A 26,854-nucleotide genomic window follows, 5' to 3' on the forward strand; every position below is an offset into this window, starting at 1 on the left:
TTTAAAAAGGGGCTTTAGGCCCCTTTTTTGTCTTTATTCTGGAGAATTTATTATGGCGAAAGAATTTGGTCGCCCGCAGCGCGTGGCCCAGGAGATGCAAAAAGAGATTGCTATCATCCTGCAGCGTGAAATTAAAGATCCGCGTCTGGGCATGATGACCACCGTTTCCGGTGTGGAAATGTCCCGTGACCTGGCCTATGCCAAGGTGTATGTCACCTTCCTCAACGACAAAGATGAAGCCGCGGTGAAAGCGGGCATCAAAGCGCTGCAGGAAGCCTCTGGCTTTATCCGCTCTCTGCTGGGGAAAGCGATGCGCCTGCGCATCGTGCCGGAGCTGACCTTCTTCTACGACAACTCACTGGTGGAAGGGATGCGTATGTCCAACCTGGTCACCAGCGTGGTGAAACACGACGATGAGCGTCGTGTGAACCCGGACGACAGCAAGGAGGACTGATGAGTCGTCCTCGTCGTCGCGGCCGCGACGTGCACGGCGTATTGCTGCTGGATAAGCCTCAGGGCGCCTCCAGCAACGATGTGCTGCAGAAAGTAAAGCGTATATATAACGCCAACCGCGCCGGACACACCGGCGCGCTGGATCCGCTGGCGACCGGTATGCTGCCGATCTGCCTTGGCGAAGCGACCAAGTTTTCCCAATACCTGCTGGACTCCGATAAGCGCTACCGCGTGATAGCTAAACTTGGCCAGCGCACCGATACCTCCGATGCCGATGGCCAGGTGGTGGAAGAGCGCCCGCTGACCTTTAGCGACGAACAGCTGGCGGCGGCGCTGGACAGCTTCCGCGGCGAGACGCAGCAGGTGCCGTCGATGTATTCGGCGCTGAAATATCAGGGCAAGAAGCTGTACGAATATGCCCGTCAGGGGATTGAGGTCCCGCGTGAAGCTCGGCCGATTACCGTTTATGAGCTGCTGTTTATTCGCCATGAAGGCGATGAACTGGAGCTGGAGATCCACTGCTCGAAAGGCACCTACATCCGGACGATTATCGATGATTTAGGTGAGAAGCTCGGCTGCGGCGCGCACGTGATTTTCCTGCGTCGCCTGGCGGTGAGCAAATACCCGGTTGAGCGGATGGTGACCCTCGAGCAGCTGCAGGCGCTGGTCGATCAGGCGGCGGCGCAGGATATTCCTGCCGCGCAGCTGCTCGATCCGCTGCTGATGCCCATGGACAGCCCGGCGTCGGACTATCCGCTGGTGACGATCCCGGAGACCTCCGCGGTCTACTTTAAAAACGGCAACCCGGTACGTCAGTCAGGCGCGCCGCTTAACGGGCTGGTGCGGGTGATGGAAAGCGAATCCGGCAAGTTTCTCGGCATGGGCGAAATTGACGAGGAAGGCCGCGTGGCGCCGCGTCGTCTGGTGGTGGAATACCCGGCGTAAGCGCTTTTCTTGCGATAAAAGCCTGCTACGAGTAGAATATCGCCGCTTAACGTCCGCTAAAGTGTTTTAACATTTTCGGGCGTTGCATCAGGGGTCGCTGAATTAGAGATCGGCACCCTTTCTTTCTTTTAATTTTGGAGTTCTAAAATGTCTCTAAGCGTTGAAGCTAAAGCAAAAATCGTTTCTGAGTTTGGTCGTGGCGAAAACGACAGCGGTTCTACCGAAGTTCAGGTTGCACTGCTGACTGCACAGATCAACCACCTGCAGGGCCACTTTGCAGAGCACAAAAAAGATCACCACAGCCGTCGTGGTCTGCTGCGCATGGTTTCTCAGCGTCGTAAACTGCTCGACTACCTGAAACGTAAAGATGTTGCACGTTACTCTGCGCTGATCGAGCGTCTGGGTCTGCGTCGCTAATTCTGCGAGTTTCAGAAAAAGGGGCCTGACGGCCCCTTTTTTCGACCGGGCGGCAGCAATTCATTCAAAACTCATGTATTGTTGCTAGTAATGATCTTCATGCAGAGGTTCGCGCGGCTAATGAGAGGCTTCATCCGCAGGGGCGGGTAAAGGTTGTCATTAGTCGCGAGGATGCAGAGGATCGGGTCAATAGACGCTATGTCGTAGATATGGCGTGATTTATAGATAAAAAGGATAGAATTTTGCTTAATCCGATCGTTCGTAAATTCCAGTACGGCCAGCATACCGTGACCCTGGAAACCGGCATGATGGCGCGCCAGGCAACGGCCGCTGTGATGGTTAGCATGGATGACACTGCGGTATTCGTGACCGTTGTGGGCCAGAAAAAAGCGAAGCCAGGCCAGGACTTTTTCCCGCTGACGGTTAACTACCAGGAGCGTACCTACGCTGCCGGTAAAATCCCGGGTGGTTTCTTCCGTCGTGAAGGCCGCCCAAGCGAAGGCGAAACCCTGATCGCGCGTCTGATTGACCGCCCGGTTCGCCCGCTGTTCCCGGAAGGCTTCGTTAACGAAGTTCAGGTTATCGCCACCGTGGTTTCCGTTAACCCGCAGGTTAACCCGGATATCGTCGCGATGATCGGCGCTTCCGCAGCGCTGTCCCTGTCTGGTATTCCGTTCAATGGCCCAATCGGCGCCGCGCGCGTGGGTTACATCAACGACCAGTACGTACTGAACCCAACCCAGGAAGAGCTGAAGTCCAGCAAACTGGATCTGGTGGTTGCCGGTACCGAAGCGGCCGTGCTGATGGTGGAATCCGAAGCGGAACTGTTGAGCGAAGACCAGATGCTGGGCGCGGTGGTCTTTGGCCACGAGCAGCAGCAGATTGTTATTCAGAACATCAACGACCTGGTGAAAGAAGCCGGTAAACCGCGTTGGGACTGGCAGCCGGAAGCCGTCAACGAAGCGCTGAACGCGCGCGTGGCTGCGCTGGCTGAATCCCGCCTGAGCGATGCTTACCGTATCACCGACAAACAAGAGCGTTACGCTCAGGTTGATGTGATCAAATCTGAAACCATCGCTACGCTGGTTGCAGAAGATGAAACCCTGGACGCTAACGAACTGGGTGAAATCCTGCACGCTATCGAGAAAAACGTGGTTCGTAGCCGCGTGCTGGCCGGTGAGCCGCGTATCGATGGCCGCGAAAAAGATATGATCCGTGGTCTGGACGTTCGTACCGGCGTTCTGCCGCGTACTCACGGTTCCGCACTGTTCACCCGTGGCGAAACGCAGGCGCTGGTTACCGCGACTCTGGGTACCGCACGCGATGCGCAGAACATCGACGAACTGATGGGCGAGCGTACCGACTCCTTCCTGTTCCACTACAACTTCCCTCCGTACTCCGTAGGCGAAACTGGCATGGTGGGGTCTCCGAAGCGTCGTGAAATCGGTCACGGTCGTCTGGCTAAGCGCGGCGTTCTGGCCGTGATGCCGACTATCGACGAATTCCCGTACACCGTTCGCGTGGTGTCTGAAATCACCGAATCCAACGGCTCTTCTTCCATGGCTTCCGTCTGTGGTGCCTCTCTGGCGCTGATGGACGCTGGTGTGCCGGTGAAAGCCGCCGTGGCGGGTATCGCCATGGGCCTGGTGAAAGAAGGCGACAACTTCGTCGTGCTGTCTGACATCCTCGGTGACGAAGACCACCTTGGCGATATGGACTTCAAAGTAGCGGGTTCCCGCGACGGTATCTCTGCGCTGCAGATGGATATCAAAATTGAAGGTATCACCAAAGAAATCATGCAGGTTGCATTGAACCAGGCTAAAGGTGCGCGTCTGCACATCCTGGGCGTGATGGAGCAGGCGATTAACGCGCCGCGCGGCGACATCTCTGAATTCGCACCGCGTATCCACACCATCAAGATCAACCCGGACAAGATCAAAGACGTTATCGGTAAAGGCGGTTCTGTTATCCGTGCCCTGACCGAAGAGACCGGCACCACCATCGAAATCGAAGATGACGGTACCGTGAAGATCGCAGCGACCGACGGCGACAAAGCACAACATGCTATCCGTCGTATCGAAGAGATCACCGCTGAGATCGAAGTTGGCCGTATCTACAATGGTAAAGTGACCCGTATCGTTGACTTTGGCGCGTTCGTTGCCATCGGCGGCGGTAAAGAAGGTCTGGTTCACATCTCGCAGATCGCCGACAAGCGCGTTGAGAAAGTGACTGACTACCTGCAGATGGGTCAGGAAGTACCGGTTAAGGTTCTGGAAGTTGACCGCCAGGGCCGTGTCCGTCTGAGCATCAAAGAAGCAACTGAACAGACTCCGTCTGCCGCAGCGCCGGAAGTTCCGGCTGCCGAGCAGGGCGAGTAAGGTTGCCGTTAGCCCTCCGCTTTTGCGGAGGGCGTTTTACGGGCAGGACGCCTCGTTTGCAGCCGGGGAACAGGACGTTCATCCAATCGTTGTCTTCGGGAGTGGGAAATGAAGCCTTTTTTGCGCTGGTGTTTCGTGGCGACAGCTCTCACGCTGGCAGGATGCAGTAGCACCGCCTGGCGTAAGGACGCCGTCCTCGCAGTACCATTGCAACCGACTTTACAGCAAGAAGTGATTCTGGCACGTATGGAACAAATTCTTGCCAGTCGGGCTTTATCCGATGACGAACGCGCACAGCTTTTATATGAGCGCGGAGTGTTGTATGATAGTCTCGGTCTGAGGGCATTAGCGCGAAATGATTTTTCACAAGCGCTGGCAATCCGACCCGATATGCCTGAAGTATTCAATTACTTAGGCATTTACTTAACGCAGGCAGGCAATTTTGATGCTGCCTATGAAGCGTTTGATTCTGTACTTGAGCTTGATCCAACTTACAACTACGCGCACTTGAACCGCGGTATCGCCCTGTATTACGGCGGCCGGGCTAAGTTAGCGCAAGATGATCTGCTGGCGTTTTATCAAGACGATCCCAATGATCCTTTCCGTAGCCTGTGGCTTTATATCGCCGAGCGTAAACTCGACGAGAAGCGGGCGCTTGAAGCACTCAGAGAGCGCTTAGACAAGTCGGACAAAGAGCAATGGGGATGGAACATTGTCGAGTTCTACCTTGGCGACATTAGCGAAAAAGAGCTGATGACTCGTCTGAAGGCAGACGCAACGGATAACACCTCGCTCGCTGAGCATCTCAGTGAAACCAACTTCTATTTAGGTAAGTACTACCTAAGTCTGGGGGACAAGGACAGCGCTACGGCACTGTTCAAACTGGCGGTCGCCAACAACGTACATAACTACGTTGAGCACCGATACGCATTGTTGGAATTATCGCTCTTGGGCCAGGAGCAAGATGACCTGGCAGAATCGGACCAGCAATAGCTGACGAACACATCAGCCCATAGTTTTTTGCTTGCCATCACCTTCGCGGGTGAGGGCGTTGTTGTTCGTTAATACACCTACTTTGAGCCGGTTCACACTTTTCAATGAAAATTACCGTAAATTTTCACGATGAGTTATGTAGACTGGCCGCCATTAATTTTGAGGCACACGTACTACATGGCTGAATTCGAAACCACTTTTGCAGATCTGGGCCTGAAGGCTCCTATCCTTGAAGCGCTTACCGATCTGGGTTACGAAAAACCATCTCCGATCCAGGCTGAGTGCATTCCGCATCTGCTGGACGGCCGCGACGTTCTGGGTATGGCCCAGACCGGTAGCGGTAAAACCGCAGCGTTCTCTTTACCGCTGCTGAACAACATCGATCCTGAGCTGAGAGCACCACAGATCCTGGTGCTGGCGCCGACCCGCGAGCTGGCGGTACAGGTTGCTGAAGCAATGACGGAATTCTCTAAACATATGCGCGGCGTAAACGTGGTTGCCCTGTACGGCGGCCAGCGTTATGACGTGCAGCTGCGCGCCCTGCGTCAGGGTCCGCAGATCGTTGTCGGTACCCCGGGTCGTCTGCTGGACCACCTGAAGCGCGGCACTCTGGACCTCTCTAAACTGAGCGGCCTGGTACTGGATGAAGCAGATGAAATGCTGCGCATGGGCTTTATCGAAGACGTAGAAACCATTATGGCGCAGATCCCGGAAGGGCATCAGACCGCGCTGTTCTCCGCCACCATGCCGGAAGCGATCCGTCGCATTACCCGCCGCTTTATGAAAGAGCCGCAGGAAGTGCGTATTCAGTCCAGCGTGACGACTCGTCCGGACATCAGCCAGAGCTACTGGACTGCCTACGGCATGCGTAAAAACGAAGCGCTGGTGCGTTTCCTGGAAGCGGAAGATTTTGATGCGGCGATTATCTTCGTCCGTACCAAAAACGCGACCCTGGAAGTGGCTGAAGCGCTGGAGCGTAACGGCTACAACAGCGCGGCGCTGAACGGCGACATGAACCAGGCGCTGCGTGAGCAGACCCTGGAGCGTCTGAAAGACGGTCGTCTGGATATCCTGATTGCGACTGACGTTGCAGCCCGTGGTCTGGACGTTGAGCGTATCAGCCTGGTGGTGAACTACGACATCCCGATGGATTCCGAGTCTTACGTTCACCGTATCGGCCGTACCGGTCGTGCGGGCCGCGCCGGCCGCGCGCTGCTGTTCGTTGAGAACCGCGAGCGTCGTCTGCTGCGCAACATCGAACGTACGATGAAGCTGACCATTCCGGAAGTTGAACTGCCGAACGCAGAGCTGCTGAGCAAACGTCGTCTGGAAAAATTCGCCGCGAAAGTCCAGCAGCAGCTGGAAAGCAGCGATCTGGACCAGTACCGTGCGCTGCTGGCGAAAATCCAGCCGACGGCGGAAGGCGAAGAGCTGGACGTGGAAACGCTGGCTGCTGCGCTGCTGAAAATGGCCCAGGGCGAACGCTCGCTGATCGTGCCGCCGGATGCGCCGATGCGTCCGCGTCGTGAGTTCCGTGACCGTGACGATCGCTTCGAGCGTCGTGGCGACCGCAACGACCGCGCTCCGCGTGGCGATCGCGAAGATCGTCCGAAGCGTGAGCGTCGTGACGTAGGCGATATGGAACTGTATCGCATTGAAGTGGGTCGCGATGACGGTGTTGAAGTACGTCATATCGTTGGCGCGATCGCTAACGAAGGCGATATCAGCAGCCGTTACATCGGTAACATTAAGCTGTTCGCATCTCACTCTACCATCGAACTGCCGAAAGGGATGCCGGGCGAAGTGCTGCAGCACTTTACTCGTACCCGTATCCTGAACAAGCCGATGAACATGCAGCTGCTGGGCGATGCGCAGCCGCGCACCGAACGTCGTGGCGGCGGTGAACGTCGTGAAGGCGGTCGTAGCTTCGGCGGTGAGCGTCGTGAAGGCGGTCGTGGCTTCGGTGGCGAGCGTCGTGAAGGTGGTCGTGGTGATGGTCGTCGTTTCAGCGGCGAACGTCGTGAAGGCCGTGCGCCGCGTCGTGACGATGCATCCGCGCCGCGCCGCGATGACTCTGCCGGTCGCCGTCGCTTCGGTGGCGATGCGTAATTAACGCAGCCCGCTAGCGTAAACTAAATAATACAGCCCCGATCGTCATGATTGGGGCTTTTTTTATTTATTTTGTACTCGTGTACTGGTACAGTGCGTCACACCCATCGTGGGAAAGTATTTTTGACTGGAGATTTCGGTAAATGGCGACACTAACCACTACGGCAACCCGTCCGTCCCTGTTTGGCGGCGTGGTGATCATCGGCGGTACGATTATCGGCGCGGGCATGTTCTCGCTGCCGGTGGTGATGTCCGGCGCGTGGTTTTTCTGGTCGCTGGCGGCGCTGGTCTTCACCTGGTTCTGCATGTTGCACTCCGGTCTGATGATCCTCGAGGCCAACCTTAACTACCGGATCGGCTCCAGCTTCGACACCATTACCAAAGATCTGCTCGGCAAGGGCTGGAACCTGGTCAACGGCGTGTCGATCGCCTTTGTGCTGTATATTCTGACCTACGCCTATATTTCAGCCAGCGGCTCGATACTGCATCATACGTTTAGCGAGATGTCGCTGAACGTACCGGCGCGGGCGGCGGGTTTTGGCTTTGCGCTGCTGGTGGCATTTATCGTCTGGATGAGCACCAAAGCGGTGAGCCGCATGACGGCTATCGTGCTTGGCGCCAAGGTGATCACTTTCTTCCTGACCTTCGGCAGTCTGCTGGGGCACGTCGAGCCGACGACGTTGTTTAACGTCGCGGAAAAGAACGCCTCCTATGCGCCATACCTGCTGATGACGCTGCCGTTCTGCCTGGCCTCGTTTGGCTACCACGGCAACGTGCCGAGCCTGATGAAATACTACGGAAAAGATCCACGTACCATCATCCGCTGCTTAACCTACGGTACGCTGCTGGCGCTGGGTCTGTACGTGGTCTGGCTGCTGGTGACGATGGGCAATATCCCGCGCCCGCAGTTTATCGACATCGCGCAGAAGGGCGGCAACATTGATGTGCTGGTGCAGGCCCTGAGCGGGGTGCTGAACAGCCGGAGCCTGGATCTGCTGCTGGTGGTGTTCTCTAACTTTGCCGTCGCCAGCTCGTTCCTTGGCGTCACGCTGGGGCTGTTCGACTACCTGGCGGATCTGTTTGGCTTTGACGACAGCGCGCTGGGGCGCTTTAAAACTGCGCTGCTGACCTTTATTCCGCCGATGATTGGCGGGTTGGTGAAACCCGATGGCTTCCTCTACGCCATCGGCTATGCCGGCCTGGCGGCGACGATCTGGGCGGCGATTGTACCGGCGCTGCTGGCTCGCGCCTCGCGTAAACGCTTCGGCAGCCCACAGTTCCGCGTATGGGGCGGAACACCGATGATTGTGCTGATCCTGCTGTTTGGCCTGGGCAATGCGGTCGTGCACATTCTGTCGAGCGTTAATCTGCTGCCGGTTTACCAGTAAGAGGCTTACCCGGTGGCGCGACGTCCACCGGGCCTGGATTTTGATTAACCCAACAATTCCTCTTTCACCTGCATCGCTAAATCGAAAGAATGCAGGCGCGCCTGGGGGTCGAAGATCTGGCCATTGACCATGATTTCGTCCGCCTCGGTTTCCCGCAAAATCGACTCCAGGCCGTGGCGGACTTTGGTTTTATCACCCACCAGCGACATGCGCAGCGCCTGCTGCACGCCATACTGCTCGGACGCTGACCACAGCTGATGCATATTTTCCACCGGCGGCGGCAGCTGTCCGGTTTCGCCGCGACGTAGCTTCACAAACGCCTGCTGCATGGAAGTGAAGAGAAACTCCGCATCGCGGTTGCTGTCGGCGGCGATGATATTAATGCACACCATGGCATACGGTTTTTCCAGCCGCGCTGAGGGCGTAAAGTTGCTGCGATACAGGTGCAGGGCCTGGAACAGCATATCCGGCGCGAAGTGCGAAGCGAATGCGAACGGCAGGCCGAGCTGCGCCGCCAGCTGGGCGCTGTAGAGGCTTGAGCCCAGCAGCCACACCGGAATTCGTTCGCCATAGCCAGGAACCGGGCGCACGTGCGGGTTCGGATCGCGGGCGTCAAACCAGTCCACCAGTTCCGCCACATCGCGCGGGAAGTTATCGACATCGCCGCTCATATGGCGACGCAGGGCGCGCATGGTGGGCTGATCGCTGCCCGGCGCGCGGCCAAGGCCGAGATCGATACGCCCGGGATAGAGGGTATTCAGGGTGCCGAACTGCTCAGCGATCACCAGCGGAGAGTGGTTGGGCAGCATCACCCCGCCGGACCCCAGATGCAGGGTGGTGGTATTGGCTGCGAGATAGCCAATTAGCACCGAGGTCGCTGCGCTGGCAATGCCGACCATATTGTGGTGCTCCGCCAGCCAGTAGCGGTGATAGCCGCGCGATTCGGCCAGCCGGGCGAGATCCAGAGAGTGGGTAAAGGCTTCTTTAGCAGAAGATCCTTGCGGGATCGGCGCCAGATCGAGCACCGAGAACGGAACAGATTTGTCAGTCATAAAGGCTCACTTTGCTACAGCATCGTCATCAGATTGAAGGTCTTCTTCCAGCCTGGCGCATCCAGGACGCGCCAGCCAGAAAAGCTGCATCTTTAATAATGCATTAAAATCTGAGCACTGCTGTTAACAAAGTGAGCGGTTTATCAGGCCTGCAGCGCCAGCCCAGGCAGCCGTTTCCAGTAGCCGTTGCAATCGCTGTTGCCGGTGAGCGCCAGCGGCGCAGCGCCGTTTTCATTGGCGCGGAAGGCGTCGAGCATGGCGAAGGTCTCGTTGCCCATCGGCGACAGGCGCACCATATCCACCAGGCCGTGCATGGACGTCAGCTCATTGCCCAGGTTGTAGACATAGCCGCTCATGGTCTGGATACCGTTGAGCACGAACACCTGCTGGTTCTCCTGGGACAGCATGCTGCGCCCGGTTGGGTACTTGATGCAGCAGGTCTCGCACTCATCCTTTGGCCGATCTTCCGAGCGGGCGGTAAAGCAGCGGGCGGAATAAGCCAGCGGCAGATGGCCGTAGCTCAGCACTTCGACTTCAAACTGATTGCGAATACCCAGCTCTTCGCACTGGGTCAGTAAATTAGCCAGCCAGTCGCGGGAAAGCTCCACCGGCATGCACCAGCGCACCATACCTTGCTTAAGCAGCAGACGCAGAGTGACGGCGTTGTAGCAGTTCAGCGCATGCCCGGCGACGAACGGCAGCTTGCGTTCGGCGCAGAGGTTCACCACGCCCAAATCGCTGGCCTCAATCAGGAACTCACCGTTATCGACATAGCGCTTCAGCTCGCCCAGTTCAGAGGAGGCCTGCACCAGCGCGAGGGTAGACAGCACCACCTGCTTGCCGCTGCCGGCCAGCGCTTTCGCCATCTCGATCCAGTCGCCGACTTTGGTGGCGCGGCGTTTGCTGCACACCGCTTCGCCGAGATAAATGGTGTCGGCGCTGCAGTTTGCCGCCTGCTGGTAAAAATCTTCCAGCGTCTCTTTTGGCCAGTAGTAAAGCACCGGCCCTAATGAATATTTCATGTTTCTCACTGCCATTTACGGTGATAGGCGCCAAGGGTGGTTTGTGTCCCTTCGGACATGGAGCCAAGGGTTTCCATCCATGCGGATTGCGGCACGAAATTCTGCGGATCGGCTTTGCAGCGATCGATCGCCTGGCGCCAGACTTTCGCCACCTGGGTGACGTAGGCTGGGCTGCGCTGACGGCCTTCGATTTTCACTGAGGCGATATTGGCGGCCATCAGCTCCGGCAACAGTTCCAGAGTGTTGAGGCTGGTGGGCTCCTCCAGCGCGTGATAGCGCTCGCCATCGACCAGGTAGCGGCCTTTACACAACGTTGGGTAGCCCGCGTTTTCCCCATCCTGATAGCGGTCAATCAGCACCTCATTGAGACGCGATTCCAGCCCCTGCGGGGTTTGCTGCCAGCGAACGAAGCGCGCAGGCGAACAGGCGCCGACGGTGTTGGGCGATTCGCCGGTCAGGTAGGAAGAGAGATAGCAGCGGCCTTCCGCCATGATGCACAGGCTGCCGAAGGCAAAGACTTCCAGCGGCACTGGCGTGGCGCGGGCCAGCTGTTTCACCTGGTGAATAGATAACACCCGCGGCAGTACGACGCGCGCCACGTCGAAGTTGCGATGATAGAAGCGAATGGCCTCTTCATTGGTGGCGGAAGCCTGTACCGACACATGGCGTTCTATATGCGGATAGCGCTCCGCGGCGTACTCCAGCATGGCGATATCGGCCAGAATGAGCGCATCGGCGCCCAGCTGAGCCGCCATATCCACCGCGCGCTGCCAGCGGGCGTAGCCGTCGGGGTGGGCGAAGGTGTTGATGGCGATATGCAGCTTACGACGGTGCTGATGCACAAAGCTGACGGCTTCCTGCAGTTTCTTTTCGGTGAAATTAAGGCCGGCAAAGTGGCGGGCGTTGGTGTCATCTTTCAGCCCGATATAGACGGCATCGGCGCCGTTTTCGATGGCCGCCTTAAGCGCCGGAAGGTTACCGGCTGGGCAGAGCAGCTCCATAATTTTTCCTGAAAAATGCGGCCCGTCAGGGACGCTGAATGGTTAACGAGCAGGGATTTTAGTTAACCTTCTGGTGACAATTTTTGATTTGAGGCAGTTAAAAGTGTATTGGCGGCGCCAATAACTGGCTGCCGTCATCGCGTTTTTGTTGATTTACGCCGCTATGTTGTTTATGTGATATGGCACAATAGCGGCACAATTGCATTCATGGAGTAAAGCTTGTGTTGGATAAACTGCGTTCCCGGCTGGTCCACTTTGGCCCGTCTTTAATGAGCGTGCCGGTTAAGCTGGCGCCTTTTGCCCTCAAGCGCCAGGTGCTGGAGCAGGTGCTTAGCTGGCAGTTTCGCCAGGCGCTGGCGGAGGGTGAGCTGGAGTTTCTCGAGGGGCGCTGGTTAAGTATTCATGTGCGTGACATCGGTCTGCTGTGGTATACCTCGGTAGTCGATGGTCGCCTGGTGGTCAGCCAGCAGGCCGACGCCGACGTCAGCTTCAGCGCCGACGCCAGCGATCTGTTAATGATCGCCGCGCGCAAGCAGGATCCGGATACGCTATTCTTCCAGCGTCGTCTGGTTATTGAAGGCGATACGGAGCTGGGGCTGTATGTAAAAAATTTGATGGACGCCATTGAGCTCGAGCAGATGCCCAAAGCGCTGCGCGTGATGTTGCTGCAACTGGCGGATTTTGTCGAAGCTGGACTGAAGAGCCCGCAGAAACCTGAACAGACATCGGTAGGTGAGGCATGCTGATTCGAGTGGAAATTGGGATTGATGCACCGGGAATCGACGCGCTGCTGCGTCGTACCTTCGGCCGCGATGCCGAAGCGCAGCTGGTGCACGATCTGCGTGAAGATGGACTGATCACGCTGGGGGTAGTGGCGACGGATGATGAAGGCCAGGTGATCGGCTACGTTGCCTTCAGCCCGGTTGCGGTGGAAGGTGAAGAGCTGCAGTGGGTCGGCCTGGCGCCGCTGGCGGTGGATGAACGCTATCGTGGACAGGGCATTGGCCGGCAGCTGGTCTATGAAGGGCTGGATTCGCTGAATGAGTTTGGCTATGCCGCGGTGGTGACGCTGGGCGACCCGGCGTTATACCGTCGCTTTGGTTTTGAACCGGCCGCGCGCTTCGATCTCCGCTGCCGCTGGCCGGACAGCGCGGAGGCGTTCCAGGTGCATCGCCTGGCGGATGACGCCCTCGAAGGCGTCCACGGTCAGGTCGAATACAGCGACCACTTTAATCGTTTTTAAGCCTTGCCAGCAAGGTTTCAACGGTATCCTCTCCGGCAACGAGGCGCTCTTTTTCGCGCTTCGTTAGCTGCTTAATGCGGTATTCCAGCCGCAAAGCAAGTGAGTGTTCACCAACTTCATGACTAAAGGCCAGTCGCAGGTCGCCTTTGCCGCGCAACGCCTTCGCGCCTTTCCCTGCCTGATGCTGGCGAAAGCGGCGCTGCACATCGGTGGTGATGCCGGTATAGAGGCGATTATCCGCGGTTCGAATGAGATACAGAAACCAGCACACGGTCACAAAGTCACTATGGTAAGGTGTATGCACCATAGCATAACGGAGAAGAAAGATGGATACGCTTGCCGCCATTGGCCGCTGGCTGAGTAAACAGCACGTCGTTACCTGGTGCGTCTCCCGTGACGACGAGCTGTGGTGTGCGAATGCCTTTTACGTCTATGACCCGGATACCGTGGCCTTTTATCTGCTCAGCGAGGAGCACACCCGCCACGGCCAGATGACCGGCGAGCGGGCGAAGGTGGCCGGGACGGTCAACGGTCAGCCAAAAACCGTGGCCCTGATCCGCGGCGTGCAGTTCCAGGGCGAGATCCGTCGTCTGCGCGGCGACGAAGAGGCGCGAATGCGCCAGCGCTATGTCAAGCGCTTCCCGGTGGCCCGCATGCTGTCGGCGCCGGTCTGGGAGATTCGTCCGGACGAAATCAAGTTTACCGACAACACGCTGGGGTTCGGGAAAAAGCTACACTGGCGGCGCGATGCCGGCGCCGAGCAGGCGTAGCGCTTCGCGATTGAAGGCCGGCAGATCGTCCGGCGTTCTGCTGGTGACCAGCTGTTCGTTATCGACCACCACCTCCTGGTCGTAAAACTCGCCCCCGGCGTTTTTCACATCCACCACGATCGGTTTTACCGCCGTGAGCTTGCGCCCGCGGATCACATCGGCGCTGATCAGCAGCTGCGGGCCGTGGCAGATGGCGAAGACCGGCTTCCCGCCGTTGACAAAATCGCGCGTAAAGGTGACAAAGCGTTCATCCCCGCGCAGCTGGTCCGGGGAATAGCCCCCTGGCAGCAACAAGGCATCAAATTCACCCGGTGTGACGTCATCAATGGCCCGATCGATGGCGACCTCTGCTTCTCCCTGTTTACCCTTCACCGTCTTGCCAGCCTGCTTTTCGATCGTCACGACCTGATGCCCGGCGAGCTTAAACGCCTCGGCGGGAGAGGTAAATTCAGAATCTTCAAAGTCGTCGGTAATGAGCACGGCTATCTTTTTACTCATGCTTCCTCCGCTGTCTGGATGGTCAATGAGGTAATTCCATGATGATGGTGGATACTTACCTTGTAAGGTATTAAGCCTGGAACATGAGCGCGAAAGTGCAAGGCAGAGAATTCCGTAAAGGAGAATCAATGAGTCAGGTATTATTGACCGGCGCGACCGGGTTAGTTGGCGGTCACTTACTCCGGCTGCTGCAAAATGAGCCCCGCATCAGCACCATCGCCGCCCCGACGCGTCGCCCACTGGCGCCGGCGGAAGGCGTGTTTAATCCGTACGATCCGCAACTGACCGATGCCCTGGCGCAGGTGGTCGACCCGGTCGACATTGTCTTCTGCTGTCTGGGAACGACGCGCCGGGAAGCGGGAAGTAAAGAGGCCTTTGTCCATGCCGACTTTACGCTGGTTGTTGATACGGCGCTGACCGGCAAACGGCTAGGCGCTCAGCATATGCTGGTGGTCAGCGCGATGGGCGCTAACGCCCACTCGCCGTTTTTCTACAATCGGGTGAAGGGGGAAATGGAGGCGGCGCTAATCGAGCAGGGATGGCCGCGGCTGACCATTGCCCGGCCGTCGATGCTGTCAGGCGAGCGGGAAAAAAAACGGGCCAATGAGACCTTCCTCGAACCGCTGTTCCGACTCTTACCGGGGAACTGGAAATCCATTGCGGCCCGCGACGTGGCGATTGCCCTGCTGGAGGAGGCGCTGTCGCCCACTCACGAAGGGGTGCAAATTCTGTCATCGTCCGAGCTGCGGGAGCGCGCCGCGCGGCAGGCGGAATAGCGGTTTGCAAACGCAGGCTTCCGGCGTAGTATTCACGGCTTCAATTCATATCCACATTTCTTGCTGGGGAATGCTATGGCTGGTCAGTCTTCATCTCAGGCGGCGTCACCATTTCAATGGTGGAAACCCGCGCTTTTCTTTCTCGTCGTGATTGTCGGCCTGTGGTTCGTCAAATGGCAGCCGTACTACGGGAAAGCCTTCACCGCGGCGGAAACCCACAGTATCGGTAAATCCATTCTCGCCCAGGCCGACGCTAATCCGTTAAAGGCGGCGTGGGACTACGCGATGGTTTACTTCCTTGCCGTCTGGAAAGCGGCGGTGCTCGGCGTGCTGCTCGGGTCGCTGATTCAGGTGCTGATCCCGCGCGACTGGCTGCTGCGCACCCTGGGGCAATCGCGTTTTCAGGGGACGCTGCTGGGGGCGATTTTCTCGCTACCAGGCATGATGTGCACCTGCTGCGCCGCGCCGGTCGCGGCCGGGATGCGCAAACAGCAGGTGTCGATGGGCGGGGCGCTGGCGTTCTGGATGGGCAATCCGCTGCTCAACCCGGCGACATTGGTGTTTATGGGCTTTGTTCTGGGCTGGCAGTTTGCGCTGGTTCGCCTGGTGGCGGGCCTGGCGACGGTGCTGATTGTCGCAACGCTGGTGCAGAAATGGGTAAAAGAGGCGGCGACGCAGCCTGCCGTGGTGCCTGAAGCGCAACCGGAAGCGGCCCAGGGCGGTTTCTTTAGCCGCTGGCTGCGGGCGCTGTGGACGTTGTTCTGGAACACCATCCCGGTTTATATCCTTGCGGTACTGGTGCTGGGTGCGGCGCGCGTCTGGCTGTTCCCGCACGCTGATGGCGTGGTGGATAATACCTTGTTCTGGGTCATCGCGATGGCGATCGCCGGCTGCCTGTTTGTGATCCCTACTGCGGCGGAAATTCCGATTGTCCAGACGATGATGCTGGCAGGGATGGGCGTCGCGCCGGCGCTGGCGCTGCTGATTACGTTGCCGGCGGTGAGCGTGCCGTCGCTGATTATGCTGCGCAAAGCCTTCCCGGCCAAAGCGCTGTGGCTGACCGGCGGGCTGGTGGCGCTGTGCGGCGCGATTGTCGGTGCGCTGGCGCTGGTGTAGTGTGCTGTAAACGTACGGATAGCCGGATGGTGTGCCGGGCGGCGGCTACGCCTAACCCGGCACATAACGAACAGGGGACTGCAGCCCGGCTAAGCGTAGCGCCAGCCGGGAAACTGCAGCTTTATTTGATGTAGGTAAAGGCGGTAGTCACCCGGGACACGCCGCTCACCCGGCTGGCAATATCCGCCGCCGCGCGGCCTTCACGGTCGGTCACCAGCCCCATCAGGAAGACTTCGCTGTTTTCCGTGGTCACCTTCACGTTCGAGGATTTGACCTGATCGGTGCCCAGCAGCTGCGAACGCACCTTGGTGGTAATCCAGGTATCAGAAGAGGCGGTGCCTAAACCAATCGGCTGGCCCTGGCGCACTTCGTTAAACACTTCCGTGGTTCCTTCCACGCCCATGGCGATTTGCTTGGCGCGGGCTGAGAGGTCCGGCGTCGGCGACTGACCGGTCAGCAGGACTTTGCCCTGATAAGCGGTAACGTTGATGCGGGCCTGTTTCTTAATCTGTTCATCTTTCGACAAGGCGCTATTGACGCGCAGTTCCAGGGTGCTGTCATCGACCTGGGTTCCCACCGTACGCGGGTCCGTTGCGGCTTTAGTGCCGACTGCTGCCGTTCCGACTACCGCGGCGGCAACGCAGCCCTGCAGCAGTAGTGCAGAAAGCAGGATGGCGAGGGGCGAGAGAGCCTTCATGTGTTCTCCTTAATCGTCCTGGTGTGGAAAAAGAGTGTTATCTATCAAATCGCACAGACAGTTGACGGTCAGCATATGCATCTCCTGGATACGCGCGCTGCGGTGCGAGGGGATGCGAATTTCGACATCCTGCTGACCTAACAGGCCCGCCAGCTCACCGCCGTCATAGCCGGTCAACGCGACGATGGTCATGTCGCGGGTCACGGCGGCTTCCACTGCCTTGACGATGTCCCGGCTGTTACCGCGCGTGGAGATTGCCAGCAGCACATCGCCGGCATGTCCCAGGGCGCGCACCTGCTTGGCGTAAATCTCGTCATGCAGGCGATCGTTAGCGATGGCAGTTAAGACCACATTATCGGTGTTTAGTGCAATGGCGGGTAAACCAGGGCGTTCCGTTTCAAAACGATTAATCATGCTGGCAGCAAAATGCTGTGCGTTGGCGGCGGAAGTGCCATTACCACAACAGAGGATTTTGTTGCCGTTGAGCAGGGACTGCACGAGCGTCATCGCCGCCCGGGAGATGGCGTCCGGGAGTGCTTCTGCTGCGGCAATTTGGGTTTGAATGCTTTCGGTAAAGCAGGCTTTGATTCTGTCGAGCACGGGATCCCTTACTTCTGGTATTACGCTATTCGCCAAAGGCGTTTTTTAGCCATTGGATGTCGTTGCCGGTGAAGGCTACCACATCGAAACGGCAATCCACAGTCTCAAAGCTCCCATTCTGTCGGCAGAGCCACAAACGGGCGGCTTTAAGGAGGCGTTGCTGTTTTTGCGGGGTGACGCTGGCCGCCGCGTCACCGTACAGGGCGCTGCGGCGGTAGCGCACCTCGACAAAGACGGTGACGGCGCCGTCGCGCATGATGAGGTCAATTTCGCCGCCACGCTCGCGGGCGTTGGCGGCGATAAAACGCAGGCCCTGGCCTTCCAGCCAGCGGCGAGCACGGTTTTCCCATGCATCGCCGGTCTGTTTGCTTAGCTGGCCGGGACGATTTGTCCCTGCTGGTACTTGAGCCATGACAGTTTCCTGTTAATCACGCAGTCCTGAGTCGCCGTCAGATCGCCGGTATTCCCGTTCAGTTCGAAGCCCGGCGTCTGGCGCATTTGCGTGAAGTGGTTTGCCAGCGACCAGGCGTCAGCGCCCATCGCATACAGACGCGCCAGCGAGTAGTCATTGCGCACCGCAGACAGCGCCTGCTGCATCAGCGCCGGGTTGCTGCCAGCCAGCATCGGGATTTCGCTATACTGCAGGCCTTCCATCTCCAGACGGAAATCCGGACCGGCGGTGCCCTGTGCGCTGCGCGAGCTGGCGTACAGGGTGACATTGCTCTGGCTGCCGTTGCGCATCGCGATCATGGGTTTGATATAGCCAATCTGTTCCGGGGTGGCGAGGATGTAGGCTGCGTCGACGCTGCCGCCGCTGCTAACCGGCATCTCATCCGCACTGCCGAGGACGCTGTTCTGCGCTGATGGCAGGGTGGAGACCGGGGTGCCGCTCAGCGCAATGCCTCCTCCGCCGTTAACGCCGGCGCGCAGTTCCGCCGTGGAGCCAAAACGCTGCTGCAGGACGCTGGCGCCGCCCAGCTTCAGCCATTCGTCGGCAAACGCGTTGACCACACGATCGCCCAGCGCGCCGCGCGGAACCAGCAGCAACGGCGTCTGTTTGCCCTGTTGATGGATATGTCGGGCGGCGTCACGCGCTTCGTCTTCCGGCGACAGCGCGAAATAGCAGATATTAGCGCGGCCTTCGACCTTCTCCGGCTGGTTGAGCGCCAGCACGTTGAGCGGCGTATTGCTCTTGATAACATCTTCGACGTTCTCTTTCAGCAGCGGTCCGACGACGAGGGTGGCGCCGTCCTGCTGAGCCTGAGCAAGCAGCTGGCCGATCGGCTGGCTGGTGGTATCGTAAATTTTCAGTTCTGCCGAGGGGTTGGCGGCGGTGGCGACCACTGGCTGCGGCTGTGCGGCCGGGGCAGTGACCGGCTGGGTGGCCGGAGAGGTGGTGGTCTGCGGCGCGGCGACCGCTGCCGGGGCCTGAGCGGCCGGCTCCGCGGCTGGCGTTGCCTGGGTTTGCGCCGGGGCCTGCACCGGTTCAGCGCGACTTCCGGTAGCCGTAAGATCGGTAATTTCCGCCTGCGACGGGCTTACCACGTCATCATTACCGGACGCGTTCGCCGCCTGGGCGACCTGAGCGGGAACCGCGCTGCCCGTCACCGACGGCGCGCCGTTTTTGGCGGCTTCGAAGCCCTGCTGGATGGTACGGCCGAAGATCGACGCCTGGCCGTTCAGCGGCAGGAAAAGCGCAATCTTGTTGATGGAGGCGGGCTTATAGTTTTGCATGTTCACCAGCGCCGTCGGCAGCATTTTGGCGCCCGGGTTTTGCGGGTAGCGCGTCTGCCAGTCTTTGACGCCGGCTTTCAGCAGCGTGGGATCGTTGCGGTTGTCAAACCACATCCGCTGCAGATCCAGCCAGCCCTGGAGGGTATTTTCATCGGCATTGATCACCAGCGCATTGGCCTGATCCTGGGTCATCGCGGTCAGCGCTTGCCAGGTCGCGTCAATATTTTGCTGGCGCTGTTTGGCATCGCTCAGCAGCGGCTGCTGGGCGATTAAGGCGCGCAGCAGCGTAACCGATGGTTTACCCTGGCTGGCATCGATTTGCGCCTGCCAGTAGCGCGCCTGCTGAGGCTGCTCCAGGCTTGCCGGGTCAAGCTTAGCCAACAGCGTACGGGCCCCCTGATAGTCGTTCTGCGCCAGCTTCACTTCTATCGCCAGCAGTGACTGTTCACGGGCCTGGGTGCTGTCCAGGTTCGACGGCAGCTGGTTAAACAGGTCGATGGCCTGCTGCTTCTTTCCTTCCTGCAGCAGTGCACGAATGGCGAGTAATTGCCAGTTGGTCTTGCTATCATTCGTGCTTTGCTGCATCTGCTGCAAGTAGAAACTGGAGTTGGCCTGCGACGTACCCTGCATAAACGCCGTACTTTGATCCTGCGTGTGGGTGCCGCAGCCAGCAAAAAGAAGAGTAGCCAGCAATACGGGCAGACAGCGCGCGGGCTTAGAACGAAGAAATGTTGACGGTACCATAAGTGTCCAGTGATATTTTTTTGGCTCAATGCTCAATATTAAATCGGCAATACGGACGAGACAATGAAACAACACGAATCAGCGGATAATTCTCAGGGGCAGCTCTATATTGTGCCCACTCCGATAGGAAATCTGTCTGATATCACGCAGCGCGCACTGGAAGTGTTGCAAGCCGTTGATTTAATTGCCGCGGAGGATACCCGCCACACCGGTTTGCTGCTGCAGCATTTTGCGATTAACGCCCGCTTGTTTGCGCTTCATGACCATAACGAGCAGCAAAAGGCGGAAACACTTCTCGCTAAACTGAAAGAAGGGCAAAACATCGCGCTGGTCTCCGATGCCGGCACGCCGCTGATTAACGACCCAGGCTACCATCTGGTGCGCACCTGTCGTGAAGCGAATATTCGCGTCGTACCGCTGCCGGGACCCTGCGCGGCCATCGCCGCCCTCAGCGCCGCCGGTTTGCCCTCCGATCGTTTCTGCTATGAAGGCTTCCTGCCGGCGAAATCGAAAGGCCGTCGCGATACCCTGAAAGCGCTGGAAGAAGAGCCGCGCACCCTCATCTTCTACGAGTCGACCCACCGGCTGGTGGAGAGTCTGGAAGATATCTGTGCGGTACTGGGAGAATCCCGCTACGTGGTGCTGGCCCGCGAGCTAACCAAAACCTGGGAATCGATCCACGGGGCGCCGATTGGCGAGCTGGTGGCGTGGGTCAGGGAAGACGAAAACCGTCGCAAAGGCGAGATGGTGCTGATCGTCGAAGGCTTTAAGGCGCAGGAAGAGGCGCTGCCGGCGGCGGCGCTGCGTACCCTGGCGCTGCTGCAGGCGGAGCTGCCGCTGAAGAAAGCCGCTGCGCTGGCTGCGGAGATCCACGGTGTGAAGAAGAATGCGCTGTATAAGTATGCCCTGGAGCAGCAGGGGGAGTGATCCTGTAAAACCAGTGAAAGCCTGGCAAGCCGCCCTTAAGATTGTGAAGGGTGGCTTGAGCGTCATCCGACATGTCGGAAGAAATGTCGGAAGAAATGTCGGAAGAAAAGTGCAGCCCGCCTTCCTTGCCGCACAGCACCCCTAACCAACCAGCCCGGATAAATCCGGGCTTAACGTGGTTAAACCCTTACGCTCTCGATCAGGTCACCGGCGCCGGGTTAAACACCGCCAGCTGGTTATGCAGACCCCATTGATCGGAGAAGGTTTTCTTGCGTCCGCTGGCCACGTCGAGAATGAATTCGAACAGCTTCAGCCCCACATCCTCAATCGTCTCTTCGCCGGTGGCGATGGTGCCGGCGTTAATGTCCATTAAGTCATACCAGCGGTTAGCCAGCTCGGTACGGGTCGCCATTTTTATCACCGGTACCGCCATCAGTCCGTAAGGCGTGCCGCGGCCGGTGGTGAATACCTGCACCGTGATGCCAGAGGCCACCTGCTGGGTGCCGCAGACAAAATCGCTGGCGGGGGGGGCAGCGTAAATCAGGCCGCGTTTGGTCGGGCGCTGCCCAGGGGAAAGCACCTCAACGATGGCGCTTTTGCCTGATTTGGCAATCGACCCCAGCGCTTTTTCCACCACGTTGGCCAGGCCGCCTTTCTTGTTGCCGGGGGAGGGGTTGGCGCTGCGGTCGGTTTTGCCCATGTCGAGATAGTTATCGTACCAGGCCATCTCTTCCAGCAGGCGTTGACCCACCTCTTCGTTGATCGCCCGCGGGGTCAGCAGATGGATAGCGTCGCGGACTTCGGTCACCTCTGAGAACATCACCGTCGCGCCGCAGCGCACCAGCAGATCGGAGGCGTAACCCACCGCCGGGTTGGCGGTCACGCCGGAGAAAGCGTCGCTGCCGCCGCACTGCATACCCACCACCAGCTCAGAGGCCGGGCAGGTTTCCCGCTGACGCTGGTTGAGTTTCGTCAGATGGCGCTCGGCGACCTGCAGAATGTCATCGACCATCGATTTAAAGCCCACGTGCTTTTCATCCTGCAGGCTGACGATGCTGGCGCTGTCCACCGGGATGCTTTTGACATCTTCGGTCCCCTGCAGCAGGCGTTCGGGCTGCAGCTTTTCACAGCCAAGGCCAATGACCATCACTTCGCCGCCGAAGTTCGGGTTAAGGGCGATATTGTGGATGGTGCGAATCGGCACCACCGCCGCTGGCGCATTAATCGCTACGCCGCAGCCATAGAGGTGATTCAGACCCACCACGCCGTCGACGTTGGGATAGTTCGGCAGCAGGTCGCGTTCAATGAGTTTCACCACGTAATCGACCACGCCCGCAACGCAGTGCACGCTGGTGGTGATACCCAGCAGATTTTTGGTGCCCACGCTGCCGTCGGCATTGCGGTAGCCTTCGAAGGTGTAGCCTTCCAGCGGCGGTAGCGGGGCGGGCACTTTGGTGGCCAGCGGCAGGGTGTCCAACGGCGGGGCGGTAGGCAACTCCACTAACGACTCGTCAATCCAGCTTCCCTGGGGGATGTCGCGCACCGCGAAGCCAATCACTTCTCCGTAACGGATAATTTCACCGCGGGCAGGGATATCCGCCAGGGCGACTTTATGCCCCTGTGGGATGTGCTCGATGAGCGTCAGGCCGTCCGGGAAACGCGTTCCGGCGGTCAATCCCCGATCGTTGACAATAATCGCCACATTATCTGTTGGGTCAACTTTTATATAAAACGCGGTCGGCGATGGTTGTCGAATTGAAATATCGGCCATTGTCCAGTTATCTCCAAACAGGTACTAAAAATATAATTAAATGGTCATTCTGGCGCGGTAGAGCAGAATAATGAAATAAAGAATGTCAGGTGTGTCGGCATGAAGATGTGATCTAAATCACTCCTTATCGCCATGAACGCGTGCGGTGGGCGGGCAATCGTAAGAAGTGTGGATTAGCGCCCATGGCTTAAGGCGATTGCCCAACTTAAGCTTTTAAAAATGTATTTATATTGTGTTTATGCATAGTGTCTGGCGAGTTGGCGCTGACTATACTGAGTCGTGTTTTTGTGACGTCCGATATCTGCATGGTTGGCCTTTGAATCGCGGGTTAATAATTTAGCCGTGACCTAATGAATAATAAAAAATGGTTAATTTGCGATGGGCTTACATTTTCCGGACTCAAGGTCAGGGAATAAAAAAGGACACCCATTCGCCGGTTTACTCTGCGGATAATATTTGGGGTCAGGCGATACACTTTTCCAGCCTAATGGGGCTCTCTCGCCGGGCTGGTGATATAACGAATGAATTGCAGAAGTTAGCAACGGTTAACGCAAGGTAAAAATCATGGATAACGCAATTTTCCCGAACAAATTTAAGGCCGCGCTGGCGGCTCATCAGGTGCAGATTGGCTGCTGGTGCGCGCTGGCCAATCCGATTAGCACCGAGGTGTTGGGTCTGGCGGGTTTCGACTGGCTGGTACTGGACGCGGAACACGCGCCGAACGACGTCACCACGCTTATCCCGCAGCTTATGGCGCTGAAAGGCAGTTCCAGCGCTCAGGTGGTTCGCGTGCCGACCAACGAGCCCATCATTATTAAGCGCATGCTGGATATCGGCTTCTATAACTTCCTGGTGCCGTTTGTCGAGACGGCTGAACAGGCGGCGCAGGCGGTGGCTTCTACCCGCTATCCGCCGGAAGGGATCCGTGGGGTTTCCGTTTCCCATCGCGGCAATATGTTCGGCACCGTGCCGGACTACTTCGCCCAGTCCAATAAGAACATTTCTGTTCTGGTACAGATTGAGAGCCAGATCGGGGTGGACAACGTCGAGGCGATTGCCGCGATCGAAGGTGTCGACGGCCTGTTCGTCGGCCCGAGCGACCTGGCCGCCGCGCTAGGTCATCTGGGCAATGCCGCCCATCCTGAGGTGCAGCGCGCCATCCAGCATATCTTCGCCAGCGCGAAGAAGCACGGTAAGCCAAGCGGCATTCTGGCGCCGGTGGAGGCCGATGCGCGGCGCTACCTGGAGTGGGGCGCCTCTTTTGTCGCCGTCGGCAGCGATCTGGGCGTCTTCCGTTCCGCAACCCAGAAACTTGCTGATGCCTTTAAAAAATAGTCACCAGGATGAAGAGAGAGAACAATATGACAATCAAAGTGGGTTTTATCGGTCTTGGCATTATGGGCAAGCCGATGAGCAAAAATTTGCTGAAGGCGGGTTACTCGCTGGTGGTGTCTGACCGTAACCCGGAAGCGATTGCCGACGTGATTGCCGCGGGCGCAGAGACCGCGACCACGCCGAAGGCGATTGCCGAGCAGTGCGACGTGATCATCACCATGCTGCCGAACTCGCCGCATGTCAAAGAGGTGGCGCTGGGGGAGAACGGCATTATTGAAGGCGCGAAACCGGGCACCGTGGTGATCGACATGAGCTCTATTGCACCGCTGGCCAGCCGGGAAATCAGCGAAGCGCTGAAGGCTAAAGGCATTGATATGCTGGACGCGCCAGTAAGCGGCGGCGAACCAAAAGCGATCGACGGCACCCTGTCGGTAATGGTCGGCGGCGACAAGGCGATCTTCGACAAATATTACGAGCTGATGAAAGCGATGGCCGGCTCCGTGGTGCATACCGGCGACATCGGCGCGGGCAATGTGACCAAACTGGCCAATCAGGTGATTGTCGCCCTGAACATCGCGGCCATGTCCGAAGCGCTGACTCTGGCCACCAAAGCCGGCGTCAATCCGGATCTGGTTTATCAGGCGATCCGCGGTGGTCTGGCGGGGAGTACCGTGCTGGATGCCAAAGCGCCGATGGTGATGGATCGTAACTTCAAGCCGGGCTTCCGGATCGATCTGCATATTAAAGATCTGGCCAATGCGCTGGATACCTCCCACGGCGTGGGCGCTCAGCTGCCGCTGACGGCGGCGGTAATGGAGATGATGCAGGCGCTGCGTGCGGACGGTCTGGGCACCGCTGACCATAGCGCGCTGGCTTGTTACTACGAAAAGCTGGCGAAAGTGGAAGTGACTCGCTAACAAGAAGAGCTCTGCGCGGCCCGGTGGTTATGCCTGGCGCAACAGCATCAGACTGCCACGGCGGGGCGAGCCTGGACGCGGTATCGGCGTCGTCTTCCGCGTGTTTACCTCGGTTGCGACGCAGGAAGCGGCGTTTCGCGCGCGTTGGACAATATTTCTCGTGCGTCGCGCAATAGCGCTGCCGCCCTGCAGGGCGGGATGACGACAGAGGGATGACAACGGGCGGTAAACCCACTATACTGCGCGCCGAAGCTGACCAGACAGTCGCCGCTTCGTCGTCGTCCTCTTTCGGGGGGAGACGGGCGGAGGGGAGGAAAGTCCGGGCTCCATAGGGCAAGGTGCCAGGTAACGCCTGGGGGGTGTCACAGCCCACGACCAGTGCAACAGAGAGCAAACCGCCGATGGCCCGCGCAAGCGGGATCAGGTAAGGGTGAAAGGGTGCGGTAAGAGCGCACCGCGCGGCTGGTAACAGTCCGCGGCACGGTAAACTCCACCCGGAGCAAGGCCAAATAGGGGTTCATAAGGTACGGCCCGTACTGAACCCGGGTAGGCTGCTTGAGCCAGTGAGCGATTGCTGGCCTAGATGAATGACTGTCCACGACAGAACCCGGCTTATCGGTCAGTTTCACCTCTTTATGTCAAAACCCCGCTCCGGCGGGGTTTTTGCTATCTGAATCCGTGACGCGGATGAATGACTGTCCACGACGCTATACCCAAAGAAAGCGGCTTATCGGTCAGTTGCAACTATCTCTATAAAACCTCTCGACGAAGGTGTTTATTTTTAATTTCAGTCGGTTGTAAATCAGGTTTGCAGAATATCCACTTTTAAACAGTTTTTTGGCTGCTTTAAACACCGGATTCGTTAATACTGTCACGCTACGATGTTTTATTGTCTATCCGTTAGTCTCTATTCCCTGATTTGCAGCGGTCATCATTCAGCTTAATGGATAGCAGGTTTATAGGTTATCCAGACAGGAGTGATAGACGTGAAAAATGTAGTATTATTCCCGCAGCTCAAATCGGCAATAGCCTGGCTTATCGGTCATGGTGAAACAATTATGCAGTTTGCCTGGAATATCGTGGCAGCGCTGATTATTCTTTTTGTCGGGCGAATGCTTGCAAAAGTCCTCGCTAAAGCCTTCGAGAAAATTCTCTTACGACGCAACGTCGATGCGACAATCGTTCATTTCTTTGCTGCGCTCGTTCGTTATATTACGATGGCTTTTGCGATAATCGCCGCATTAGGTCGGGTAGGGATTGAGACGTCGTCCATCATCGCGGTTATTGGCGCGGCAGGGCTGGCAATTGGTCTGGCGCTGCAAGGTTCGCTTTCTAACTTTGCCGCTGGTGTTCTGTTAGTCACTTTACGTCCTTTTCGGGCCGGCAATTTTGTACAGGTCGGCGCGATTTCTGGTATGGTGCAGTCCGTACATGTTTTTTCAACTACACTACTAACCGTTGATAATAAAGAAGTTATTATTCCAAATGGTAAAGTCATCGCCGACAGTATTGTGAATTATTCCTGCCATCCTTTTCGGCGAATCGATCTGACCCTCGGCGTGGCCAGCGAGACTAAAATTGTGCAGGTTAAGCAGGTCATTCAGGCTATCATTGATAGTGAAAAGCGAATCGATCAATCTCGTGGTACTACGGTTCGTCTGCTTGAAATGATGCCGGGCACACTTAACTTCACTGTTCGTGTCTGGGTGAAAAATAGCGAATATTGGGAGACTTATTTTGATTTTCTTGAAGCGATTAAAGAAGCGCTCGATGAACATCAGATCACCCTCGCCGCGCAACGGATGGATATTAATTTAACCTCCTCGTCGTTATCGGACCTAAAAAAATAAACAATGTGGATGTTTAGCTTATAGATCATTTGATCTATGAATGTATTCAACCCCTTTTACAATTATGTTCATGCTTTTTTACACATCGCCATTATTGTTCAGGGAATAATAGTGCGTC

At 57.6% G+C, this 26,854-nt stretch carries 27 protein-coding genes and 1 other RNA gene; 18 read left to right on the top strand and 10 right to left on the bottom strand.

Features of this window, described 5'->3' with window-relative positions; translation table 11 throughout:
* The first annotated feature begins 52 nt into the window (after window positions 1–52).
* From rbfA to mtr, 8 genes are all read left to right on the top strand, one after another.
* Complete coding sequence (rbfA, locus tag LGM20_RS02805; RefSeq protein WP_002918248.1) at window positions 53–454, top strand: 30S ribosome-binding factor RbfA; 402 nt, start codon at window positions 53–55, stop codon at window positions 452–454.
* Complete coding sequence (gene truB / locus LGM20_RS02810) at window positions 454–1,398, top strand: tRNA pseudouridine(55) synthase TruB (protein ID WP_044524834.1); 945 nt, start codon at window positions 454–456, stop codon at window positions 1,396–1,398. Before rbfA ends, truB begins: the two co-directional genes overlap by 1 nt.
* A 147-nt stretch (window positions 1,399–1,545) precedes the next feature.
* Window positions 1,546–1,815, top strand: coding sequence for a 30S ribosomal protein S15 (gene rpsO, locus LGM20_RS02815; RefSeq protein ID WP_002918244.1), 270 nt, complete (start codon window positions 1,546–1,548; stop codon window positions 1,813–1,815).
* Between the two features lie 242 nt (window positions 1,816–2,057).
* Window positions 2,058–4,193: a polyribonucleotide nucleotidyltransferase gene (gene pnp, locus LGM20_RS02820; RefSeq protein ID WP_023291115.1), complete on the top strand. Its 2,136-nt coding sequence runs from the start codon at window positions 2,058–2,060 to the stop codon at window positions 4,191–4,193.
* Window positions 4,194–4,301: 108 nt separating this feature from the next.
* Complete coding sequence (nlpI, locus tag LGM20_RS02825; RefSeq protein WP_004206169.1) at window positions 4,302–5,186, top strand: lipoprotein NlpI; 885 nt, start codon at window positions 4,302–4,304, stop codon at window positions 5,184–5,186.
* Between the two features lie 104 nt (window positions 5,187–5,290).
* On the top strand, window positions 5,291–5,371 hold the full coding sequence (gene yrbN, locus LGM20_RS02830) for a protein YrbN (protein ID WP_085903200.1): 81 nt from the start codon (window positions 5,291–5,293) through the stop codon (window positions 5,369–5,371).
* A complete protein-coding gene (gene deaD / locus LGM20_RS02835) occupies window positions 5,364–7,295 on the top strand; it encodes an ATP-dependent RNA helicase DeaD (protein ID WP_023291114.1) in 1,932 nt (643 codons plus the stop codon). The genes yrbN and deaD overlap by 8 nt, the downstream gene beginning before the upstream one ends.
* A 143-nt stretch (window positions 7,296–7,438) precedes the next feature.
* The gene (gene mtr / locus LGM20_RS02840; RefSeq protein WP_032454170.1) at window positions 7,439–8,683 is read left to right on the top strand and encodes a tryptophan permease; all 1,245 of its coding nucleotides are present in this window, start codon (window positions 7,439–7,441) and stop codon (window positions 8,681–8,683) included.
* A 44-nt stretch (window positions 8,684–8,727) separates the two neighbouring features.
* On the opposite strand, the gene LGM20_RS02845 is transcribed toward mtr, so the two are convergent.
* The 3 genes from LGM20_RS02845 to ubiU all read right to left on the bottom strand — a co-directional run bounded on the left by LGM20_RS02845 (window position 8,728) and on the right by ubiU (window position 11,758).
* On the bottom strand, window positions 8,728–9,735 hold the full coding sequence (locus LGM20_RS02845) for a luciferase-like monooxygenase (RefSeq protein ID WP_044524832.1): 1,008 nt from the start codon (window positions 9,733–9,735) through the stop codon (window positions 8,728–8,730).
* A gap of 143 nt (window positions 9,736–9,878) precedes the next feature.
* A complete protein-coding gene (locus tag LGM20_RS02850; protein WP_023291112.1) occupies window positions 9,879–10,757 on the bottom strand; it encodes a U32 family peptidase in 879 nt (292 codons plus the stop codon).
* Window positions 10,758–10,762: 5 nt separating this feature from the next.
* The gene (gene ubiU / locus LGM20_RS02855) at window positions 10,763–11,758 is read right to left on the bottom strand and encodes a ubiquinone anaerobic biosynthesis protein UbiU (RefSeq protein ID WP_004206164.1); all 996 of its coding nucleotides are present in this window, start codon (window positions 11,756–11,758) and stop codon (window positions 10,763–10,765) included.
* Window positions 11,759–11,979: 221 nt separating this feature from the next.
* Between ubiU and ubiT the strand changes: the two genes are divergently transcribed.
* Entirely contained in the window at window positions 11,980–12,504 is a 525-nt protein-coding gene (ubiT, locus tag LGM20_RS02860; protein ID WP_002918231.1) for a ubiquinone anaerobic biosynthesis accessory factor UbiT, read from the top strand.
* Window positions 12,498–13,001: a GNAT family N-acetyltransferase gene (locus tag LGM20_RS02865; protein WP_023291110.1), complete on the top strand. Its 504-nt coding sequence runs from the start codon at window positions 12,498–12,500 to the stop codon at window positions 12,999–13,001. The genes ubiT and LGM20_RS02865 overlap by 7 nt, the downstream gene beginning before the upstream one ends.
* Here LGM20_RS02865 and LGM20_RS02870 read toward each other — a convergent pair.
* Entirely contained in the window at window positions 12,988–13,278 is a 291-nt protein-coding gene (locus LGM20_RS02870; RefSeq protein ID WP_074186135.1) for a GIY-YIG nuclease family protein, read from the bottom strand. The two genes, LGM20_RS02865 and LGM20_RS02870, sit on opposite strands and share 14 nt — an antisense overlap.
* 49 nt (window positions 13,279–13,327) lie before the next feature.
* On the opposite strand from LGM20_RS02870, the gene LGM20_RS02875 reads away from it, so the two are divergent.
* Window positions 13,328–13,771, top strand: a complete 444-nt coding sequence (locus LGM20_RS02875) for a YhbP family protein (protein WP_023291108.1) — start codon at window positions 13,328–13,330, stop codon at window positions 13,769–13,771.
* On the opposite strand, the gene LGM20_RS02880 is transcribed toward LGM20_RS02875, so the two are convergent.
* Window positions 13,733–14,269, bottom strand: a complete 537-nt coding sequence (locus tag LGM20_RS02880; RefSeq protein ID WP_004206160.1) for a type 1 glutamine amidotransferase domain-containing protein — start codon at window positions 14,267–14,269, stop codon at window positions 13,733–13,735. The genes LGM20_RS02875 and LGM20_RS02880 overlap by 39 nt on opposite strands.
* A gap of 128 nt (window positions 14,270–14,397) precedes the next feature.
* Between LGM20_RS02880 and LGM20_RS02885 the strand changes: the two genes are divergently transcribed.
* Together LGM20_RS02885 and LGM20_RS02890 are read left to right on the top strand one after the other, a co-directional pair.
* On the top strand, window positions 14,398–15,045 hold the full coding sequence (locus LGM20_RS02885; protein ID WP_023291107.1) for an NAD(P)H-binding protein: 648 nt from the start codon (window positions 14,398–14,400) through the stop codon (window positions 15,043–15,045).
* A gap of 75 nt (window positions 15,046–15,120) precedes the next feature.
* Window positions 15,121–16,161 carry a permease gene (locus LGM20_RS02890; RefSeq protein WP_023291106.1) on the top strand — a complete coding sequence of 347 codons (1,041 nt, stop codon included), beginning with the start codon at window positions 15,121–15,123 and terminating at the stop codon, window positions 16,159–16,161.
* A gap of 121 nt (window positions 16,162–16,282) precedes the next feature.
* Here the strand turns inward: LGM20_RS02890 and dolP are convergent, their stop codons facing one another.
* Genes dolP through LGM20_RS02910 form a run of 4 tightly spaced genes read right to left on the bottom strand, consistent with a single transcriptional unit; the run spans window position 16,283 to window position 19,936 of the window.
* Window positions 16,283–16,858 carry a division/outer membrane stress-associated lipid-binding lipoprotein gene (gene dolP, locus LGM20_RS02895; RefSeq protein WP_023291105.1) on the bottom strand — a complete coding sequence of 192 codons (576 nt, stop codon included), beginning with the start codon at window positions 16,856–16,858 and terminating at the stop codon, window positions 16,283–16,285.
* A gap of 9 nt (window positions 16,859–16,867) precedes the next feature.
* On the bottom strand, window positions 16,868–17,458 hold the full coding sequence (gene diaA / locus LGM20_RS02900) for a DnaA initiator-associating protein DiaA (protein ID WP_002918211.1): 591 nt from the start codon (window positions 17,456–17,458) through the stop codon (window positions 16,868–16,870).
* A 25-nt stretch (window positions 17,459–17,483) separates the two neighbouring features.
* Window positions 17,484–17,870: a YraN family protein gene (locus LGM20_RS02905; protein WP_044524830.1), complete on the bottom strand. Its 387-nt coding sequence runs from the start codon at window positions 17,868–17,870 to the stop codon at window positions 17,484–17,486.
* Window positions 17,828–19,936 carry a penicillin-binding protein activator gene (locus LGM20_RS02910; RefSeq protein ID WP_044524829.1) on the bottom strand — a complete coding sequence of 703 codons (2,109 nt, stop codon included), beginning with the start codon at window positions 19,934–19,936 and terminating at the stop codon, window positions 17,828–17,830. The genes LGM20_RS02905 and LGM20_RS02910 overlap by 43 nt, the downstream gene beginning before the upstream one ends.
* Before the next feature lie 63 nt (window positions 19,937–19,999).
* On the opposite strand from LGM20_RS02910, the gene rsmI reads away from it, so the two are divergent.
* Window positions 20,000–20,863, top strand: coding sequence for a 16S rRNA (cytidine(1402)-2'-O)-methyltransferase (rsmI, locus tag LGM20_RS02915; protein ID WP_023291102.1), 864 nt, complete (start codon window positions 20,000–20,002; stop codon window positions 20,861–20,863).
* Window positions 20,864–21,062: 199 nt separating this feature from the next.
* Here rsmI and garD read toward each other — a convergent pair whose 3' ends face one another.
* Window positions 21,063–22,634, bottom strand: coding sequence for a galactarate dehydratase (gene garD, locus LGM20_RS02920; RefSeq protein WP_044524828.1), 1,572 nt, complete (start codon window positions 22,632–22,634; stop codon window positions 21,063–21,065).
* A 564-nt stretch (window positions 22,635–23,198) separates the two neighbouring features.
* Between garD and garL the strand changes: the two genes are divergently transcribed.
* The 4 genes from garL to LGM20_RS02940 all read left to right on the top strand — a co-directional run bounded on the left by garL (window position 23,199) and on the right by LGM20_RS02940 (window position 26,736).
* On the top strand, window positions 23,199–23,969 hold the full coding sequence (gene garL / locus LGM20_RS02925) for a 2-dehydro-3-deoxyglucarate aldolase (RefSeq protein WP_044524826.1): 771 nt from the start codon (window positions 23,199–23,201) through the stop codon (window positions 23,967–23,969).
* Between the two features lie 26 nt (window positions 23,970–23,995).
* Window positions 23,996–24,886: a 2-hydroxy-3-oxopropionate reductase gene (gene garR / locus LGM20_RS02930; protein WP_032454164.1), complete on the top strand. Its 891-nt coding sequence runs from the start codon at window positions 23,996–23,998 to the stop codon at window positions 24,884–24,886.
* 248 nt (window positions 24,887–25,134) lie between these two features.
* An RNA gene (gene rnpB / locus LGM20_RS02935) (RNase P RNA component class A) lies at window positions 25,135–25,517 on the top strand.
* A 355-nt stretch (window positions 25,518–25,872) separates the two neighbouring features.
* Entirely contained in the window at window positions 25,873–26,736 is an 864-nt protein-coding gene (locus LGM20_RS02940) for a mechanosensitive ion channel domain-containing protein (protein ID WP_023291098.1), read from the top strand.
* The last annotated feature ends 118 nt before the right edge of the window (window positions 26,737–26,854 follow it).

It is taken from the genome of Klebsiella quasipneumoniae subsp. quasipneumoniae (assembly GCF_020525925.1).
GTDB classification, from domain to species: Bacteria; Pseudomonadota; Gammaproteobacteria; order Enterobacterales; family Enterobacteriaceae; genus Klebsiella; species Klebsiella quasipneumoniae.

Coding starts and splice junctions, on each gene's coding strand:
- rbfA (WP_002918248.1), top strand. CDS start 53: ATGGCGAAAGAATTTGGTCGCCCGCAGCGCGTGGCCCAGGAGATGCAA.
- truB (WP_044524834.1), top strand. CDS start 454: ATGAGTCGTCCTCGTCGTCGCGGCCGCGACGTGCACGGCGTATTGCTG.
- rpsO (WP_002918244.1), top strand. CDS start 1,546: ATGTCTCTAAGCGTTGAAGCTAAAGCAAAAATCGTTTCTGAGTTTGGT.
- nlpI (WP_004206169.1), top strand. CDS start 4,302: ATGAAGCCTTTTTTGCGCTGGTGTTTCGTGGCGACAGCTCTCACGCTG.
- yrbN (WP_085903200.1), top strand. CDS start 5,291: ATGAAAATTACCGTAAATTTTCACGATGAGTTATGTAGACTGGCCGCC.
- deaD (WP_023291114.1), top strand. CDS start 5,364: ATGGCTGAATTCGAAACCACTTTTGCAGATCTGGGCCTGAAGGCTCCT.
- mtr (WP_032454170.1), top strand. CDS start 7,439: ATGGCGACACTAACCACTACGGCAACCCGTCCGTCCCTGTTTGGCGGC.
- LGM20_RS02845 (WP_044524832.1), bottom strand. CDS start 9,735: ATGACTGACAAATCTGTTCCGTTCTCGGTGCTCGATCTGGCGCCGATC.
- LGM20_RS02850 (WP_023291112.1), bottom strand. CDS start 10,757: ATGAAATATTCATTAGGGCCGGTGCTTTACTACTGGCCAAAAGAGACG.
- ubiU (WP_004206164.1), bottom strand. CDS start 11,758: ATGGAGCTGCTCTGCCCAGCCGGTAACCTTCCGGCGCTTAAGGCGGCC.
- LGM20_RS02865 (WP_023291110.1), top strand. CDS start 12,498: ATGCTGATTCGAGTGGAAATTGGGATTGATGCACCGGGAATCGACGCG.
- LGM20_RS02875 (WP_023291108.1), top strand. CDS start 13,328: ATGGATACGCTTGCCGCCATTGGCCGCTGGCTGAGTAAACAGCACGTC.
- LGM20_RS02880 (WP_004206160.1), bottom strand. CDS start 14,269: ATGAGTAAAAAGATAGCCGTGCTCATTACCGACGACTTTGAAGATTCT.
- LGM20_RS02885 (WP_023291107.1), top strand. CDS start 14,398: ATGAGTCAGGTATTATTGACCGGCGCGACCGGGTTAGTTGGCGGTCAC.
- LGM20_RS02890 (WP_023291106.1), top strand. CDS start 15,121: ATGGCTGGTCAGTCTTCATCTCAGGCGGCGTCACCATTTCAATGGTGG.
- dolP (WP_023291105.1), bottom strand. CDS start 16,858: ATGAAGGCTCTCTCGCCCCTCGCCATCCTGCTTTCTGCACTACTGCTG.
- LGM20_RS02905 (WP_044524830.1), bottom strand. CDS start 17,870: ATGGCTCAAGTACCAGCAGGGACAAATCGTCCCGGCCAGCTAAGCAAA.
- LGM20_RS02910 (WP_044524829.1), bottom strand. CDS start 19,936: ATGGTACCGTCAACATTTCTTCGTTCTAAGCCCGCGCGCTGTCTGCCC.
- rsmI (WP_023291102.1), top strand. CDS start 20,000: ATGAAACAACACGAATCAGCGGATAATTCTCAGGGGCAGCTCTATATT.
- garD (WP_044524828.1), bottom strand. CDS start 22,634: ATGGCCGATATTTCAATTCGACAACCATCGCCGACCGCGTTTTATATA.
- garL (WP_044524826.1), top strand. CDS start 23,199: ATGGATAACGCAATTTTCCCGAACAAATTTAAGGCCGCGCTGGCGGCT.
- garR (WP_032454164.1), top strand. CDS start 23,996: ATGACAATCAAAGTGGGTTTTATCGGTCTTGGCATTATGGGCAAGCCG.